The sequence below is a fragment of the Cupriavidus sp. USMAA2-4 genome, assembly GCF_001854305.1.
Classification (GTDB): domain Bacteria; phylum Pseudomonadota; class Gammaproteobacteria; order Burkholderiales; family Burkholderiaceae; genus Cupriavidus; species Cupriavidus malaysiensis.
In genome coordinates this window covers 3,479,562-3,496,867 of the sequence record NZ_CP017748.1, presented here as the reverse complement: position 1 = coordinate 3,496,867, position 17,306 = coordinate 3,479,562, and the positions used below count along the sequence as shown (strand labels likewise).

Here is a 17,306-nt window from a genome sequence, read left to right as displayed (position 1 = left end):
TTCCGTTGACCTGCTGCAGCCGACGACTATGCAAGAGCGCCTCGATCTCACCCAGCTGATATTCGGTCGCCTGACATGGGAGGCGATCCCCTTCCACGAGCCCATCCTGCTGGCGACCTTCGCCGCGGTCGCCATCGGCGGCGTGGCGGTCGTCGGAGGGATCACGTACTTCCGCCTGTGGGGCTACCTGTGGCGGGAATGGTTCACCAGCATCGACCACAAGAAGATCGGGATCATGTACGTGATCCTCGGCATCGTGATGCTGCTGCGCGGCTTCGCCGATGCCGTGATGATGCGGCTGCAGCAGGCGGTCGCCTTCGGCGACAACCTGGGCTACCTGCCGCCGCACCACTACGACCAGATCTTCACCGCGCACGGCGTGATCATGATCTTCTTCGTGGCCATGCCGCTGGTCACCGGGTTCATGAACTTCGTGGTGCCGCTGCAGATCGGCGCGCGCGACGTGGCCTTCCCCTTCCTCAACAACTTCAGCTTCTGGATGACCACCGGCGGCGCGGTGCTGGTGATGGCCTCGCTGTTCGTCGGCGAGTTCGCCCGCACCGGCTGGCTGGCCTATCCGCCGCTGTCCGGCATCCTGCAGAGTCCGGACGTCGGGGTCGACTACTACATCTGGGCCTTGCAGGTGGCAGGCATCGGCACCTTGCTGTCAGGCATCAACCTGCTGGTCACCATCGTCAAGATGCGCGCCCCGGGCATGACCCTGATGAAGATGCCGGTCTTCACCTGGACCGCGCTGTGCACCAACGTGCTGATCATCGCCGCCTTCCCCGTGCTGACCGCGGTGCTGGCGATGCTGGCGCTGGACCGCTACGTCGGCACCAACTTCTTCACCAGCGACCTTGGCGGCAGCGCCATGATGTACGTGAACCTGATCTGGATCTGGGGCCACCCCGAGGTCTACATCCTGGTGCTGCCGGTGTTCGGCATCTTCTCCGAGGTGGTGTCCACCTTCACCGGCAAGCGGCTGTTCGGCTACGCCTCGATGGTGTATGCGACGGTGGTGATCACGGTGCTGTCCTACCTGGTCTGGCTGCACCACTTCTTCACCATGGGCTCGGGCGCCAGCGTCAATTCCTTCTTCGGCATCACGACGATGATCATCTCGATCCCGACCGGGGCGAAGATGTTCAACTGGCTCTTCACCATGTACAAGGGCCGCATCCGCTACGAGGTGCCGATGCTGTGGACGATCGGCTTCATGGTGACCTTCGTCATCGGCGGCATGACGGGTGTGCTGCTGGCGGTGCCACCGGCCGACTTCCTGCTGCACAACAGCTTGTTCCTGATCGCCCACTTCCACAACGTGATCATCGGCGGCGTGCTGTTCGGGCTGATGGCCGGCATCAGCTTCTGGTTTCCCAAGGCCTTCGGCTACCGTCTCGATCCCTTCTGGGGCAAGTGCTCGTTCTGGTTCTGGCTGATCGGCTTCTACTTCGCCTTCATGCCACTGTACGTGCTGGGCCTGAAAGGGGTGACGCGCCGCCTGAGCCATTTCATCGATCCTTCGCTGCAGATCTGGTTCCAGCTCGCCGCCTTCGGCGCCCTGCTGATCGCACTGGGCATCGCCTGCTTCCTGATCCAGCTGGTGGTCAGCTTCCGCCGGCGCGAGGCGCTGCGCGACACCACCGGCGACCCCTGGAACGCCCGCACGCTGGAATGGTCGACCTCCTCGCCCCCACCGCAGTACAACTTCGCCTTCACCCCGATCGTCCATGACAGCGACGCCTGGTGGCAGATGAAGGAGCAGGGCTTCGTGCGGCCGCAGCAGGACTTCATTCCCATCCACATGCCGAAGAACACCGGCGCCGGCATCATCCTGGCGGGCCTGAGCACGCTGTGCGGCTTCGCGCTGATCTGGCACATGTGGCTGGTGGCAGCCCTCTCCTTTGCCGCCACGCTGGTGGTGGCGATCGGCCACACCTTCAACTACAAGCGCGACTACTACATCCCGGCCGACGAGGTCACCCACACGGAGGCGGCGCGCACGCGCCTGCTCGCCAACCATGTCTGAGACGACCGCCCTCGATCCCCGCTTCCCGTCCGCCGGCACGGCGCCGGCGGACAGCGCGCGCGCCTCGGCCCCGCTGCGCTTCTACGCCACCAGCGAGGTCCACCCGCCCAACGGCACCTTGCTGGGCTTCTGGATCTACCTGATGAGCGACTGCCTGATCTTCGCCTGCCTGTTCGCCGCCTACGGCGTGCTGGGCCGGCACTACGCGGGCGGGCCGACCGGGGCCGAAGTGTTCGAGCTGCCGCTGGTGGCGCTGAATACCTCCTTCCTGCTGCTGTCGTCGATCACCTACGGCTTCGCCATGCTGGCGACGCAGCGCAACCAGGTCGGCAGCACCCAGCTGTGGCTGGCCATCACCGGCCTGTTCGGCGCGGCCTTCCTCGGCGTGGAGCTGTACGAGTTCGCCAACCTGATCCACGAAGGCAACGGCCCGCAGCGCAGCGCCTTCCTGACGTCCTTCTTCGCCCTGGTCGGCACCCACGGGCTGCACGTGACCTGCGGCATCATCTGGCTGCTGACCCTGATGACACAGGTCGGCAAGCACGGGCTGATCCGCGAGAACAAGCGGCGCCTGATGTGCCTGTCCATGTTCTGGCACTTCCTGGACGTGGTCTGGATCGGGGTATTTACCTTCGTCTACCTGATGGGAGTGTTACCATGAGCGCGCACGACAATACGCTTGCCGATGCCGGAGGCGCCCACGGCCATGACGACCATCACGGTCACCATGACCACGAGGACGACGGCTTCCACATCAGCTTCGGGGGCTACGCGACCGGTTTCCTGCTGTCGGTGGTACTGACCGCGCTCCCCTTCTGGCTGGTGATGGGCAAGGTATTCGACAAATCCAGTACCACTGCGTTGTTCCTCCTCGCCTTTGCCGCCGTGCAGATCGTCGTGCACATGATCTATTTCCTGCACATGAACGCCAAGGTCGAGGGCGGCTGGTCGATGCTGGCGCTGATCTTCACCATCGTACTGGTGGTGATCGCGCTCAGCGGCTCGCTCTGGGTCATGTTCCACCTCGACCAGAACATGATGCCGACGACAACGCGCGACTTGAAGAACCTGCCTTGACCAGCAATTCCCGCGACACCGACGGCCGGCTCGACCGGCCTGCCCAACCCCGCCGTCCCGCCACCCTCGTCCTGCTCGCCCTGATCGGCCTGCTCGCCTTCAGCACGCTCTGCGCGCTGGGCACCTGGCAGGTCCACCGGCGCGCCTGGAAACTCGACCTGATCGCACACGTCGACCAGCGCGTGCACGCGCCGCCGGTCGACGCGCCCGCCCCCGCGCGATGGCCGGCAGTCAGCGCCGCCAGCGACGAGTACCGCCATGTGCGGGTCAGCGGCACCTTCCTCAACGACCGCGAAACGCTGGTGCAGGCCAGCACCGACCTCGGCACCGGCTTCTGGGTGATCACGCCGCTGCGCCAGGCCGACGGCAGCATCGTGCTGGTCAACCGCGGCTTCGTGCCGCCCGAGCAGCGCGAGCCGGCCAGCCGCAACACCCCCGCGCCGTCGACGGCGGTCACGGTGACCGGCCTGCTGCGCATCAGCGAGCCAGGTAGCCGCTTCCTGCGCACGAACGATCCGGCGCGCGGCATCTGGTACGCGCGCGACGTCGCGGAAATCGCCGCGGCGCGCGGCCTCGACGCCAGCCGCGTCGCCCCCTACTTCATCGATGCCGAGGCCGCGCCGGCGGCCCCGGGCGCGGCCCCCGCCTATCCGGCCGGCGGCCTGACGGTGATCGCCTTCCCCAACAACCACCTGGTCTATGCCCTGACCTGGTACGGCCTGGCGCTGATGCTGGCCGGCGGCGCCTGGCTGGTGGTGCGCGAGGAACGGCGGCTGCGGCGTGGCAGCCGGGACGGTGGCGCATCGGGCAAAGGCCACCCGACCCGTACCTGACTGCCCGCGCAGCACCTCGCGGCGAAAAAAAACCTCCCCAGCCGGGGAGGTTCTCGTTTCTGCTCTGCGACAGGGTGCCCGGCTTACGCGCTCCAGGCCACCAGCCCGCTGTAGGCCGTGCCGAGCACGATCAGGCCGAAGGCAATGCGATACCAGGCAAAGGGCTTGAAATCGTGCGTGGCGACGAAGCGCAGCAGCCAGCGCACGCACAGGAAGGCCGAAATGAAGGCGAACACGAAGCCGATGCCGAAGATACCGAAGTCGTCGGCCGACAGCAGCGCGCGCGCCTTGTAGAGTTCGTAGACGGTGGCGCCGAAGATCACCGGGATGGCCAGGAAGAAGGAGAATTCGGTGGCCACCTGGCGCGACAGGCCGAACAGCATGCCGCCGATGATGGTCGCGCCGGAGCGCGAGGTGCCGGGAATCAGCGCGAAGCACTGGGCGAAGCCGATCTTGACTGCGTCGCGCCAGTTCAGGTCGTCGACCGATTCGATGCGCGGCGCGCCGGCCTTGGCCGCCTCCAGCAGGGCGTTGCCGCGCGGATGCGAGACCTGGCCGCGGCGCGCGTCGCGCCGTTCCGCCCACAGGATCACCAGGCCGCCGATGATGAAGGCGGTCGCCACCGTGATCGGGCTGAACAGATGGGCCTTGATCCATTTGCCGAACACCAGGGCCAGCACGATGGCCGGCAGCGTGGCGACGATGACATTGACGGCGAAGCGCTGGGCATTGCGGTCGGACGACAGGCCGGCCACCACCTTGCCGATGCGCTGGCGGAACTCCCAGCAGACGGCCAGGATCGCACCGAACTGGATGACGATCTCGAAGATCTTGCCCTTTTCGTCGTTGAAATTCAGCAACTGGCCGGCCAGGATCAGGTGGCCGGTGCTGGAGATGGGCAGGAACTCGGTCAGGCCTTCGACGATGCCGAGGATCACGGCCTTCAGGGCGATTGCAATATCCATGCTGGAGCGGATTGGGTTGATGGAGAGCGCCGCACGGCCCCGCCGGGACGGTCCGGACCGGACGATGCGCCGGCCTCAGGGCCGGTTGATCTTGACGTTGATGCCGTTGGGCAAGACGGTGATTGTACCGGGCTCGACCTCGGTTCCGGCCAGCCGCAGCTGTTCCGGCTTGAACGTGTAGAGGGGATAGCCCTGCAGCAGCTGTTCGGCGAGGATCGCGCCCAGTGCATTGAGCTGCCGCGAGAACTGCCCCGGCAGGCCGGCCACGTCGAACTGCTGCACCTGCGGATCCTGCAGCACCAGCGAGCGCGTGGGCTGGTCGTAGCGCAGGCCGCTGTCCAGCGCGAAGCGGCCCTTCAGCGGCTGGTTGAAGAACAGCCGGTTATCGACCGTGGCGTCGAACTGCACGCTGACACGGTTGCGCTGCGGATCGAGCAAGAGCTGCGGGTGGGCGAGCTGGATGTCGAACAACTCCATGTAGCGCTTGTTGAAGGGGAACTTGCGCTCGAGCGCGGCCTGCAGCTGGGCCTGCGAGAAGGTGTAGTCGCTGCCGATGCCGGCGCAGCCGCCCAGCCACACGGCCAGGCCTGCGGCGGCGGCGGTGAGGGTGGCGGCCATCCAGCGGCGGCGGTTGAAGTGGATCATGTCGTTTCCCCTGGCTGTATCCCTGACTCTTTCCCGGACCCTGTTCCCGGCAGCGTCGCCGTCCCGCCCGTCCAGGCCGGGCAAGGCCGCCCGCGTCCTCAGCACGCCGCCGCGCCGCTCGCGGGAGCGGTATCGGCTTCGAGCCGCGCCAGCCAGGCGAGCGCTTCGCCGCGCGAGGCGCCGCACATGTCGGCGGCCGGGCGCAGGCCGGCGCAGAAGGCGGGCCGCTCCGGCCGGCCGAAGATGGCGCAGCGCTGGTCGGGCAGCAGCTGCGCGCACGGCACGCCCGCCGGCTTGCCCTCCGGCATGCCCGGGATGGGCGAGCGGATGGACGGCGCGATGCAGCAGGCGCCGCATCCCGGGCGGCAGGCAAGGTCAGACTGGTGGTTCATGGCAAAGGTTCAGGACGGCGCCGGACGGCGCGCCAGCCCGCCATTTTGCCGCAGCCGGCTCGCCTTGGCCCGCCCATGGCGCCAGCCACCCCGCCGCGCATGCGGTATAGGGCACAAATCGCGCCGGCCGGCGCAAAACGTGCGTGGCCTCCCCTCGCACAATTGACCACAAATGACCACAAATGTGCGCTTGACCGAGCCTGAGCCCTCCCCTACATTACTGACCCATTGGTTATTAACGAAAACAACGCGCTCCGCCCGGCGCCGCGCGCCCCTCGTGAACTCGACTCCCAGCAAAGACAAGCCAGGCGCCCCGGCCAAGCGCTGGAGCCGGCGCAAGGCCGCCCGCCCGCAGGAACTGGTGGCGGCAGCCCTGGCACTGTTCGTCGAACGCGGCTATGCGGCCACGCGCCTGGAAGACGTCGCCGCGGCGGCCGGGGTCTCCAAGGGTACGGTCTATCTCTACTTCGCCAACAAGGAGGAGTTGTTCAAGACGGTGGTGCGCGAAAGCCTGGTGCCCGCGCTGGCAAAGGGCGTGGACCTGGTGGAGGGCTACCAGGGCTCCACCCCTGAGCTGCTGCGCGAGCTGCTGCGCGGGTGGTGGGGCCTGATCGGGGCCACGCCGGTGGCCGGGCTGACCAAGCTGATCCTGGCCGAGGCGGGCAATTTCCCTGACATCGCCGCCTTCTACCATCGTGAGGTCACGGTGCCCGGTGACGAATTATTCGCCCGCGTGCTGGCGCGCGGCGTGGCACGCGGGGAACTGCGGGCGCTGCCGCCTAACCCGGCCACCTCGCTGATCTGCGCGCCGCTGGTGTTCCTGATGCTGTGGCAGCACGGCCTGGGCGCCGGCTCCGCGATCGAGATCGATCCGGAAGCCTACCTGGACAACCTGCTCGAAGTACTGCTGTTCGGCCTGACCACGGGCGCCGCGCGCGACACGCCGCTGCCGCCCCAGTCCGGCCCCTATTTCTGGGAGCAGTTCCGGCCTGCTGCCGGCCCCGCCCCGCTGCCGGACGGCCGGCAAGGAGACGAGACGTGAGACGTGGCAAGGTAGTCGCCCTGGCAGTCCTCGCGCTGGCGCTGGCACTGGGCGCCGGCGCAGCGGTGCGCAAGAGCCGGGGCGCCAAGGCCCCGGCACCCGCGGCGCCGGCGACCGTGGAATTCCTGCAGACCGACCTGATCGACGCCGCCCGGCGCGACCTGCAGGTGGCCCTGCCGCTGTCGGGCAGCCTGCGCGCGCTGAACCAGTCGTCGGTCAAGGCCAAGGTGGCTGGCGAGGTCCTGCAGGTACTGGTGCGCGAGGGCGAAGCCGTGCGTGCCGGGCAGGTCATCGCCCGCATCGATCCCACCGAGTTCGAGGCCAAGGCCGCGCAGGCGCGCGGCCAGATGCTGGCCGCGCGCGGGCAGTACGAGAATGCCCGCCAGACCTACGAGCGCAACCGCACCCTGGTCGACAAGGGTTTCATCTCGCAGACTGCCTTCGATAACTTCCAGTCCAGCCTCGACGTGGCGCGCGCCAACCTTGATGCGGCCCAGGCCGGGCTGGCGCTGACACAGAAATCGCTGGCCGACACCATGGTCAGGTCTCCGCTCGACGGCACCGTCTCCGCGCGCGCGGTGCAGCCTGGCGAGAAGGTCTCGCCCGACACCCGGCTGATCGACGTGGTCGACCTGCGCGTGCTGGAGCTGGAGGCCCCGATCCCGATGGCCGACGTGGCACGCGCCGCCATCGGCCAGCGCGTGCTGCTCGAGATCGAGGGACACGGCCGCCACGAAGGACGGCTGGCGCGCATCAACCCGGCCGTGACCACCGGCACCCGCAGCGTGATGGTCTATGTGCGCGTGGACAATGCCGGAACCGCGCTGCGCTCGGGCATGTTCGCGCGCGGCGCGCTGGTGCTGGGCAACCGCGCCGATGTGCTGGCGGTGCCGGCCGGCGCGGTGCGCAGCGAGGGCCAGCGCGCCTTCGTCTACGTGATCGAGAACGGCCTGCTGGCCGAGCGCGCGGTGCAGACCGGCGTGCGCGACGAAGACGGCGGCCTGGTCGAGATCACCGGCGGCCTCAACCCGGGCGAGCGCATCGTGCGCAACAACCTGGGCACGCTGCGGGCCGGCAGCCGCGTCAAGCTGGTACAGGACTGAGGTCGCCGCCGCCATGTGGTTCACGCGCCTGTCGATTCGCAATCCGGTCCTGGCCACCATGATGATGATGGCCTTCATCGTGGTCGGCCTGTTCTCCTATCAGCGCCTGCCGGTGGACCAGTTCCCCGACATCACCTTCCCCATCGTGGTGGTGCAGACCGAATACCCCGGCGCCGCGCCGGAATCGGTCGAGTCGGACGTGACCCGCAAGGTCGAAGAGATCGTCAACACCATTTCCGGCATCGACGAGATTTTCTCGCACTCCTACCAGGGCACCTCGGTGGTGGTGATCAAGTTCGACCTGAGCGTCGACGTGGGCCAGGCCGCGCAGGACGTGCGCGACAAGATCGCCCTGATCCGGCCCCAGCTGCGCGACGAGGTCAAGGAGCCGCGCGTGCTGCGCTACGACCCGTCGGACGCGCCCATCTTCTACCTGTCGGTCTCCAACGCGCCCGGCGCCACGCGCAGCCAGCGCGAGCTGACCACCATCGCCGACCAGATCGTGCGCAAGCGGCTGGAAACCGTGCGCGGCGTCGGCGCCATCAATCTCGTCGGCGGCACCAAGCGCGAGGTGGAGATCCGCATCCGCCCGGCCCAGCTCGAAGCGCTGGGCATCGGCGTGGACCAGGTGATGAACGCCATCCGCAACGAGAACCAGGAACTGCCGGCCGGCGAACTGCGTTCCTCGTCCACGGAATCGGTGGTGCAGATCAAGGGCCGGGTGCTTTCGCCGGAAGCCTTCCGCCACATCATCGTCGCGCGCCGCGCCGGCCACCCGGTCACGCTGGGGCAGGTGGCCGAGGTGCGCGACGGCGAGGAGGAACGTGAAAGCCTGGCCCTGCTGGATGGCAAGCGCGCCCTCTTCCTCTCGGTGGTCAAGGCCCAGGGGCAGAACACCGTCGACACGGTCGACGGCCTGGTGCGCATGACCGAGGAGACACGCAAGCTGGTGCCGGCCGACGTGCGCCTGACCGTCGTCAACGATACCGCGCGCGGCATCCGCAGCAGCGTCAAGGAGGTCCGCTCCACGCTGCTGGAAGGCGCGCTGCTGACGGTGGCCATCGTCTTTCTCTTCCTCGGCTCCTGGCGCAGCACGGTGATCACCGGCCTGACACTGCCGATCGCGCTGGTCGGCACCTTCGGCGTGATGTACATGTGCGGCTTCACGCTGAACGTGATCACGCTGATGGCGCTGTCGCTGTGCGTGGGCCTGCTGATCGACGACGCCATCGTGGTGCGCGAGAACATCGTGCGCCACAACCTGATGGGCAAGGACCACCACGCCGCGGCGCTCGACGGCACCAACGAGATCGGCCTGGCGGTGCTCGCCACCACGCTCTCCATCGTCGCGGTGTTCCTGCCGGTGGGCTTCATGGGCGGCATCATCGGCCGCTTCTTCCACCAGTTCGGCATCACCGTGGTGGCGGCGGTGCTGATCTCGATGTTCGTGTCCTTCACGCTGGACCCGATGCTGTCCTCGGTCTGGCACGACCCCGACCTGCACGGCACCGCAGACAAGCGCAGCTGGTACGGACGCACGGTGGGACGGTTGCTCGACTGGTTCTCCGCGCGCATGGACCGGCTCGGCGACGGTTACGCCGGCATGCTCGCCTGGTCGCTGCGCCACCGCCTGGCCACCGCCATCATCGCCGTGGTCGCCTTCTTCGGCAGCTTCGCGCTGGTGCCGCTGATCGGCACCGAGTTCGTGCCGGCGGCCGACCTGGGCGAAACCCAGATCGGCTTCACCACCCCGGTCGGCACCGCACTGGAGGTGACCGAGGCCAAGGTGCGCCAGGTCGAGGCGGCGCTGCGCGAGTTCCCCGAGGTGGACTACACCTATGCCACCATCAACTCGGGCAACGCCTCCGGGCGCAACAACGCCCTGGTGTCAGTGCGGCTGACCGATCGGCGCGCCCGCACGCGCACCACCGTCCAGCTCAATCCGCTGATCCGCGAGCGCCTGGCGAGCATCGCCGGCATCACGCTGACCCTGGTCGGCATGCCGGACGGCGCCGGCGGCCAGAAGGCGATCCAGATCTCGATCCAGGGCGACGACCTCGAAGAGCTGCGGCGGCTGTCGCAGGAGGCCAGCCGCCGGCTGGCGGCCATCCCGGGCCTGGTCGACCTCGACTCCAGCATGAAGGACGACCGTCCCACCATCGAGGTGCGCGTGCGCCGCGAACTGGCCTCGGACCTGGGCATCGGCGTGGCGCAGGTCGGCAACGCCCTGCGCCCGCTGCTGGCCGGCGACGCCATCAGCTCCTGGCGCGGGCCGGACGACCAGAACTACGACGTGCGCGTGCGCCTGCCCAAGGACGCGCGCACCGGGCTGGCCGACCTGAACGCATTGATGATCGCCAGCAGCCAGACCAATGCCGACGGCTCGCCCCGGATGGTGCCGCTGCGCCAGGTGGCCGAACTGGTGCCGACCACCGGCGCCAACCAGATCAGCCGGCGCGACCTGAACCGCGAAGTGGAACTGACCGCCAACACGGCCGGGCGCTCGGCCGGCGAGGTGGCGCGCGACGTCAAGCGCACGCTGGATGCCATGGGCTGGCCGGCCGGCTACAAGTACCGCTTCGGCGGCTCGACCAAGTCGATGAATGAATCGTTCGGCTACGCCGTGTCGGCGCTGGCGCTGGCCATCATCTTCATCTACATGATCCTGGCCTCGCAGTTCGCCAGCTTCTTCCAGCCGCTGGCCATCATGAGCTCGCTGCCGCTGACGCTGGTCGGGGTGTTCACCGCGCTGCTGCTGTTCCGCTCGACGCTGAACATGTTCTCCATCATCGGCTTCATCATGCTGATGGGACTGGTGACCAAGAACGCCATCCTGCTGGTGGACTTCGCCAACCAGGCGCGCCAGGGCGCCGACGGCCAGCCCGGCCTGACGCGCGAGGCGGCCCTGGTGGAAGCGGCGCGGGTGCGCCTGCGGCCGATCCTGATGACGACGCTGGCGATGATCTTCGGCATGGTGCCGCTGGCCTTCAGCCTGGGCGAGGGCGCCGAGCAGCGCGCCCCGATGGGGCAGACCGTGATCGGCGGCATCATCACCTCGTCGATCCTGACCCTGGTCGTGGTGCCGGTGATCTACACCTACCTGGACGACTTCGGCGCGTGGCTGGCAAGGCGCTGGCGCGGCGAGCCGCGCCAGCGGGCGGCAGCAGCCGCACGCCCGGGCGAAGTGGCGGCGGAATGAACCGTGTCACACATGCGGAGTTAGAATAAGAGGTTTGACAAAATTCAGGGTCCGGATACGCCACCCCGGCGCGGCCGGACCACAAGGTGGAACCGCCCGGAACCGTGTGCGGTCGGCAATCGAAGGAATGGCAAGATGGATATCGAGAAAGCCCGATTCAATATGATCGAACAGCAGATCCGCCCGTGGGATGTGCTGGACCAGGAAATCCTGGACCTGTTGGCCGTGGTCAAGCGCGAGCAGTTCGTGCCGCCCGAGCACGCGGCCCTGGCCTTCGTCGATATGGAAATCCCGCTGCCGGGCGGCCAGCGCATGCTGCCCCCGCGCGTCGAGGCCCGCATCCTGCAGGACCTGTCCGTGCGCAAGCACGAGAACGTGCTCGAGATCGGCACCGGCTCGGGCTACATGGCGGCCCTGCTGGCCCAGCGCGCTCGCCATGTGCTGTCGGTGGAGATCCGCCCCGAACTGGTGACCATGGCGCGCCTCAACCTGGCCCGTGCCGGCGTCGGCAACGTCGAGGTGGTCGAGGGCAATGCGGCGGCCGGCTGGGACGCCGCCGCCCCCTATGACGTCATCTGCATCTCGGGCTCGCTGCCGGTGCTGCCCAAGAGCATCCTGGCCCAGCTCAAGGTGGGCGGCCGCATCGCCGCCTTCGTCGGCACGCTGCCGGTGATGGAGGCCCGCCTGGTCACGCGCGTGTCCGAGACCGAATACCAGGTCACCAACCTGTTCGAGACCGCCGTGCAGCCGCTGGATGGCGCCGAGCAGCCCTCGCGCTTCCAGTTCTGAGACAGGCGCGGCCATGCAGTTCATCAAGGCAAGCGAGCTGGCCCAGTGGCTGGCCGACGGCAGCCGGCCGCGGCCGGTGCTGCTGGATGTGCGCGAAGGCTGGGAGGTGCAGACCTGCGCCCTGCCCGGCATCACCCACATCCCGATGGGGCAGATCCCGGCGCGCGCCGCGGAGCTGGACGAAGACGCGGACATCGTCTGCATCTGCCACCACGGCATGCGCAGCATGCAGGTGGCCAGCTTCCTCGAGCGCCAGGGCTTCGCCAAGGTCTACAACCTGACCGGCGGTGTCGATGCCTGGGCCCACGAGGTGGACCCGGCCATGCCGAAGTACTGAGTCAGGTCCGGGCCGATCCCCCGCCTCCGCCGGCGTGCGCGCCGGCGGCCGGCCGCCGCGTGGCGGCAAATCTGGAGATGTCATGACATTCGCGCTACCCGCCGTGCCTGGCAGTCCCCAGGCATGCCTGGCCCTGCTGCTGCCCCTGCTGGCACTGCTGCAGCCGGCCACCGCCACCGCCGCGGACCTGCTGCAGGTCTACCGCGACGCCCAGGCCAACGACGCGCAGTTCGCCAGCGCGCGGGCCCAGCTCGAGGCGACGCGCGAGAAGCTGCCGCAGGCGCGCTCCGGGCTGCTGCCGCAGATCGCCGGCACGGCGGGCGCCACGCGCACCAACATCGACCAGAGCCAGCCGATCGCGGCCAACCGCTTCTTCAACGCCAATACCTGGGCGCTGCAGCTGACCCAGCCGCTGTTCCGCTGGGACCGCTGGGAATCCTACAAGCAGGGCGAACTGGCGGTGCTGGCCGGCGAGGTCACCTTCAACCAGGCCCGGCTTGACCTGATCCTGCGCACCTCACAAGCCTACTTCGACGTGCTGGCCGCGCAGGACAACCTCTATCTGGCGGGCGCGCAGAAGAAGGCCATCTCCGAACAGCTGGCCCAGGCCAAGCGCAACTTCGAGGTCGGCACGGCCACCATCACCGACGCCAACGACGCCCAGGCCCGCTATGACCTGGCCGTCTCCAGCGAGATCGCCGCGCAGAACGACCTGGAGATCAAGCGCGCCACGCTGCAGCAGATCACCGCCAAGCCGGTCGACGCGCTGCTCGGGCTGCGCGGGGGCGCTGCCATCCCCGGCCCGCAGCCGGCTGACGTGGGCGCCTGGACCGCCCAGGCCGAGGCCGACAACCTGCAGGTCGGGCTGGCGCGCTACAACCTGGAGAGCGCGCAGCGGGAGACCAACAAGGCGCGTGCGGCCCACTTGCCCACGGTCGACCTGGTAGCCGGCTACGGCTTCACCAACCAGACCGGCACGGCGACGCAGCAGGTCAATGTCGCCAGCCGCTACAACAGCTCGCAGATCGGCGTTCAGCTCAATATTCCGCTCTACTCCGGCGGCCAGATCCAGTCGCGCGTGCGCGAAACGATCGCCCTGGCGGACAAGGCGGCCAGCGACCTGGAATACGCCCGCCGCACGGCGGCACAGACCGCCCGCCAGAGCTATTCGGGCGTATCCAACGGACTGGCGCAGGTGAAGGCGCTCGAAGCCGCCGAACGCTCGGCGCAGAGCGCGGTCGAGTCCAACCAGCTCGGCTACGAGGTCGGCGTGCGCATCAACATCGACGTGCTGAACGCCGAGGCCCAGCTCTTCTCGACCCGGCGCGACCTGGCCCGCGCGCGCTACGACACGATCATGAACGGCCTGCGCCTGAAGGCCGCTGCGGCCTCCCTGCAGGAAGACGATGTGGTGCAGATCAATACACTGCTGACCTCGGCGCCGGGATCGATGTACCAGCTGCCGGCCGCCCCCAAGCTGGGCGAGGCCACGCGCCGGGCCGCGCCGCGCGGCAAGCGCGAGGCCATGGCGACGGCGACGCCGCGCATCTGAGGGTGCCGGCCGTCAAGGCCGGCGAACGGGAGGAGCCGCCGCGCGCTATTGCCCGCGCGAACTCGACTCCACGCGGATGAGCTCCCAGCGGATCGAAGAGGCATCGGCCGGCGGGTTGGCGACGCGGGTCTCGCGCACGCGCAGCCGGTAACGGGTTCCCGGCTCGAAGTCGAAGCCCTCGATGGCGCCATACCACAGCGTCCACGGCGCATCGGGCGCCTGCCTGACGCGATAGCACTGCTGCGGCGCGACCCCGGTACAGGCCACGCGCTGGGCATCGACCTCGATGGTCTTCTCGACCGCGCCCGCCGGGGCCGCCGGCTGCTCGGCGCGTCCGCCCAGTCCCGCACGCTCGACGAACTGCAGCAGGTCGCCCGCGGCCGTCTTCCAGATCACCTGGCGGCCCGCCGGGCCGGCCGAGGGTTGCACGCCGACCGTGCTGAACGGCGATTGCATCGCCTGGTACAGGGCGGACTCCAGCGCCATGCGCGACGGCTCGCAGGCCATGCGCGTGCCGGCCACGGGGCCGAAGACGATGCCGGCGGCAACCTTGCCGTAGCTGCCGCGGAAACGGTTGCAGCCGCTGTAGCCGCTGACGAGGCCCTGCGCGGCATCGATGCCGGCGCTGAACTCGAAGGTCACGGGCTCGCCGTTGTCGCCGTGCGGGATCGGCTTGAGTGTGCCGTCCGCCTGCTGCCAGCGCGTCAGTTCCCAACGGCTGGGGCCTTCAGCACGGCTCTGGTTCAGGCCGGCCTCGGCTGCCGGCGGTGCCTCGGGCACGCCCGGCGCCGTCGCCGGGGCGCAGGCGCCCAGCACACCGCTCAACAGCACCACGGCGCCGGCAGCGCTCAATCGGATGGGCAGCGTCATGATTCGGACTCCTTGAAAACGACAAGCGGATTAGAGGCAGCGGCACGGCGCCGGGTTCAATGGGGCTCCGGCACGTACGGCGCAATGGCTGGCGCCAGCGCGGCCACCGTGCGCACCGTGGCGCCCCGATGCAGGGCCGCGAAGGCACGCGCGTGCTCGCCCATGGCGGCCAGGCGCGCGCCATCGCCTAGCAGCGCGGCGGCGGCGCGCACCAGCGTCTCGGCATCGGCCACCCGCTCGCAGGCGCCGGCGGCAATCGCGTCCTCGGTGGCCTGGGCGAAATTGAAGGTATGGGGGCCGATCAGCACCGGCGTGCCGACCGCGCAGGCCTCGATCAGGTTCTGCCCGCCCAGCGGCAGCAGGCTGCCGCCGATAAAGGCCAGGTCGGAGGCGGCGAAGTACATCGCCATCTCGCCCATCGAATCGCCCAGCAGCACGTCAGCCTGCAGCGCCCCCGCCTCGCCGGCGCCCGGCCGATCGGCCGCATCGGCCACATCGGCCACATCGACGGTCAGAGCGCTGCGCCGCTGCAGCGACAGGCCCGCGCGCGCGACCAGGGCGGCCACTTCGTCGAAGCGCTGCGGATGGCGCGGCACCAGCAGCAGCGCCGGCCGTGGCACGCCGCCGGCAAGCGGCTCCCAACGCGCCAAGGCGTCGAGCAGCAGCGCTTCCTCGCCCTCGCGCGTGCTGGCCGCGGCCAGCACCGCGCGCGCGCCGAAGGCATGGCGCAGGCGGTGGCCGCGCTCGACCAGCTCGGGGGCTGCCTGCATGTCGAACTTCAGGTTGCCGGTCACCTGCACGCCAGCCACGCCGAGCGCGCGGAAGCGGCCGGCATCGCCTTCGGTCTGGGCCAGCACCCCGCGGAAGTCGGCATACATGGCCGCCGCCGCGCGGCCGAAGCGCGCCGTGCGGCGGAAGCTGCGCGGCGACAGCCGCGCATTGACCAGGAACAGCGGCACGCCCGCGCGGCGCGCGCCGCGCACCAGGTTGGGCCACACTTCGGTCTCCATCAGCATGCCGGCCTCCGGCTGGAAATGCCGCAGGAAGCGGCGCACCAGCCAGGGCAGGTCATAGGGGATGTAGCACTGCGCCACGCGCGGCTCGCCGCCGAACAGCTGGGCACCGGTCTGGCGGCCGGTCGGCGTCATATGGGTCAGCAGCAGGCGGTGGCCAGGGTAGCGCTCCAGCAGCGCCTGCACCAGCGGCTGCGCCGCGCGCGTCTCGCCCACCGAGACCGCGTGCACCCAGAGCCAGGGTCCCGCGCCCGGGCTGTGCGGATAGCGGCCCAGCCGCTCGCCCACGTGCTGCAGGTAGCCCGGCTCGCGCCGTGCGCGCCAGGCCAGGCGCAGCAGCGCCAGCGGCAGCACCGCCAGCCACAGCAAGGTATAGAGCAGGCGCAGCATCAGGCGGTCATCCCGCGTACATGGCGCGCGGCCTCATAGACCTCGTCCACGGTGGGCACCACGCCGTCGTCGCCGACGTTGGCGACGGCATCCGACCAGTAGCCCTCGGTCTTCCAGCGCCAGGTGGCGGTGTAGATCTCCACCGTGGGCCGGCACAGCGCCGCGGCGATGTGGACCAGGCCGGTATCCACGCCCACCACCACCTCGGCGCGGTTGATCAGGCCGAAGCCCTGCATCACCGAGAAGCGCGGCAGCACCTGCGCCTGCGGCACGCCGGCGGCGATCTCCTCGGCCACCCGGCGCTCCGCCTCATTGCCCCACGGCAGCAGCACCGCCAGCCCTTCGGCGCGCAGGCGCTGCCCCAGCGCGTGCCAGCTCGCCAGCGGCCAGCGCTTCCTGGCGCCTGCGGTCGCGTGGAAGCAGACCGCATAGCGCGCCGGCAGGCCGGCCCAGTGCGGATCGTCGACGTGCAGGCTGCGTGCCTGCGGCCCGAAGAAGCGGGGCGGCTCGGGCGGCGCCATGCCGGTCAGCGCGGCGCCGAGCAGGCGCGAGCGGCGCACCGAGTGGGTCTGGCGCGGCACGCGCACGTCGAGCGTGTAGAACAGCCTGGCCGCCGGCTCGTAGCCCGAGCCCTGGGTGGCATTGGCCAGCCCGATCACCGGCGCGCCGGGCCGGCGCCGCGCGGCGCGCGCCACCACGGCGGTCTTCAGCAGGCCCTGGCTTTCGATCACCGCGTCGTAGGCCGACTCGCGCAGGGCCGCGCGCAGCGCCGCCACCTCGCGCCAGGTACCGCCCTGGTAGAAGCGCTTGCGCCAGCGGCGCAGCGCGAAGGGAATCACGCGGCGCACTTCGGGCAGCAGGCGCACCAGGTCGACGTAGCCTTCCTCCACCACCCAGTCGATCTCGCAACCGGGCCAGCGCGCGCGCAGGTCGTGGACCAGCGGCATGTTGTGCACCACGTCGCCCAGCGACGAGACCTTGACGATCAGGATGCGCGGCCGCGCCGGCAAGGGGAAACCGCCCACGGCGTCGGCCGCGGGCACCGGCAAGTGGCCCATATCGGACCG

At 69.4% G+C, this 17,306-nt stretch carries 16 protein-coding genes; 10 read left to right on the top strand and 6 right to left on the bottom strand.

Features of this window, described 5'->3' with window-relative positions:
- Positions 1–28 precede the first annotated feature (28 nt).
- The 4 genes from cyoB to BKK79_RS15495 are packed head-to-tail and all read left to right on the top strand — an operon-like array spanning position 29 to position 3,942.
- Complete coding sequence (gene cyoB, locus BKK79_RS15510) at positions 29–2,032, top strand: cytochrome o ubiquinol oxidase subunit I (protein ID WP_071014841.1); 2,004 nt, start codon at positions 29–31, stop codon at positions 2,030–2,032.
- On the top strand, positions 2,025–2,693 hold the full coding sequence (cyoC, locus tag BKK79_RS15505; RefSeq protein WP_071014844.1) for a cytochrome o ubiquinol oxidase subunit III: 669 nt from the start codon (positions 2,025–2,027) through the stop codon (positions 2,691–2,693). The genes cyoB and cyoC overlap by 8 nt, the downstream gene beginning before the upstream one ends.
- The gene (gene cyoD, locus BKK79_RS15500) at positions 2,690–3,109 is read left to right on the top strand and encodes a cytochrome o ubiquinol oxidase subunit IV (protein ID WP_071014846.1); all 420 of its coding nucleotides are present in this window, start codon (positions 2,690–2,692) and stop codon (positions 3,107–3,109) included. The genes cyoC and cyoD overlap by 4 nt, the downstream gene beginning before the upstream one ends.
- Entirely contained in the window at positions 3,106–3,942 is an 837-nt protein-coding gene (locus BKK79_RS15495; protein WP_071037995.1) for an SURF1 family protein, read from the top strand. The genes cyoD and BKK79_RS15495 overlap by 4 nt, the downstream gene beginning before the upstream one ends.
- A gap of 83 nt (positions 3,943–4,025) precedes the next feature.
- Here the strand turns inward: BKK79_RS15495 and BKK79_RS15490 are convergent, their stop codons facing one another.
- The 3 genes from BKK79_RS15490 to BKK79_RS15480 all read right to left on the bottom strand — a co-directional run bounded on the left by BKK79_RS15490 (position 4,026) and on the right by BKK79_RS15480 (position 5,944).
- Positions 4,026–4,907 (bottom strand): undecaprenyl-diphosphate phosphatase, encoded by an 882-nt coding sequence (locus BKK79_RS15490; RefSeq protein WP_071014851.1) that lies wholly within the window; start codon positions 4,905–4,907, stop codon positions 4,026–4,028.
- A gap of 75 nt (positions 4,908–4,982) precedes the next feature.
- Positions 4,983–5,552 (bottom strand): DUF1439 domain-containing protein, encoded by a 570-nt coding sequence (locus tag BKK79_RS15485; RefSeq protein ID WP_071014854.1) that lies wholly within the window; start codon positions 5,550–5,552, stop codon positions 4,983–4,985.
- 98 nt (positions 5,553–5,650) lie between these two features.
- A complete protein-coding gene (locus BKK79_RS15480; RefSeq protein WP_071014857.1) occupies positions 5,651–5,944 on the bottom strand; it encodes a YkgJ family cysteine cluster protein in 294 nt (97 codons plus the stop codon).
- A 277-nt stretch (positions 5,945–6,221) separates the two neighbouring features.
- Between BKK79_RS15480 and BKK79_RS15475 the strand changes: the two genes are divergently transcribed.
- From BKK79_RS15475 to BKK79_RS15450, 6 genes are all read left to right on the top strand, one after another.
- A complete protein-coding gene (locus BKK79_RS15475; protein ID WP_071014860.1) occupies positions 6,222–6,986 on the top strand; it encodes a TetR/AcrR family transcriptional regulator in 765 nt (254 codons plus the stop codon).
- Positions 6,983–8,089, top strand: coding sequence for an efflux RND transporter periplasmic adaptor subunit (locus tag BKK79_RS15470; protein WP_084084735.1), 1,107 nt, complete (start codon positions 6,983–6,985; stop codon positions 8,087–8,089). The genes BKK79_RS15475 and BKK79_RS15470 overlap by 4 nt, the downstream gene beginning before the upstream one ends.
- A gap of 13 nt (positions 8,090–8,102) precedes the next feature.
- Positions 8,103–11,288 carry an efflux RND transporter permease subunit gene (locus BKK79_RS15465; RefSeq protein WP_071014862.1) on the top strand — a complete coding sequence of 1,062 codons (3,186 nt, stop codon included), beginning with the start codon at positions 8,103–8,105 and terminating at the stop codon, positions 11,286–11,288.
- Positions 11,289–11,423: 135 nt separating this feature from the next.
- Positions 11,424–12,077, top strand: coding sequence for a protein-L-isoaspartate O-methyltransferase family protein (locus BKK79_RS15460; RefSeq protein WP_071014865.1), 654 nt, complete (start codon positions 11,424–11,426; stop codon positions 12,075–12,077).
- 13 nt (positions 12,078–12,090) lie between these two features.
- On the top strand, positions 12,091–12,414 hold the full coding sequence (locus BKK79_RS15455) for a rhodanese-like domain-containing protein (protein ID WP_071014868.1): 324 nt from the start codon (positions 12,091–12,093) through the stop codon (positions 12,412–12,414).
- A gap of 82 nt (positions 12,415–12,496) precedes the next feature.
- Positions 12,497–13,966: a TolC family outer membrane protein gene (locus BKK79_RS15450; RefSeq protein ID WP_071037994.1), complete on the top strand. Its 1,470-nt coding sequence runs from the start codon at positions 12,497–12,499 to the stop codon at positions 13,964–13,966.
- A 45-nt stretch (positions 13,967–14,011) separates the two neighbouring features.
- Here BKK79_RS15450 and BKK79_RS15445 read toward each other — a convergent pair whose 3' ends face one another.
- Genes BKK79_RS15445 through waaC form a run of 3 tightly spaced genes read right to left on the bottom strand, consistent with a single transcriptional unit; the run spans position 14,012 to position 17,297 of the window.
- Positions 14,012–14,836, bottom strand: a complete 825-nt coding sequence (locus tag BKK79_RS15445; protein ID WP_071014870.1) for an META and DUF4377 domain-containing protein — start codon at positions 14,834–14,836, stop codon at positions 14,012–14,014.
- Positions 14,837–14,892: 56 nt separating this feature from the next.
- Positions 14,893–16,239, bottom strand: coding sequence for a lipid IV(A) 3-deoxy-D-manno-octulosonic acid transferase (gene waaA, locus BKK79_RS15440; RefSeq protein ID WP_071037993.1), 1,347 nt, complete (start codon positions 16,237–16,239; stop codon positions 14,893–14,895).
- Positions 16,239–17,297: a lipopolysaccharide heptosyltransferase I gene (gene waaC / locus BKK79_RS15435; RefSeq protein WP_232346323.1), complete on the bottom strand. Its 1,059-nt coding sequence runs from the start codon at positions 17,295–17,297 to the stop codon at positions 16,239–16,241. The genes waaA and waaC overlap by 1 nt, the downstream gene beginning before the upstream one ends.
- Positions 17,298–17,306 lie beyond the last annotated feature (9 nt).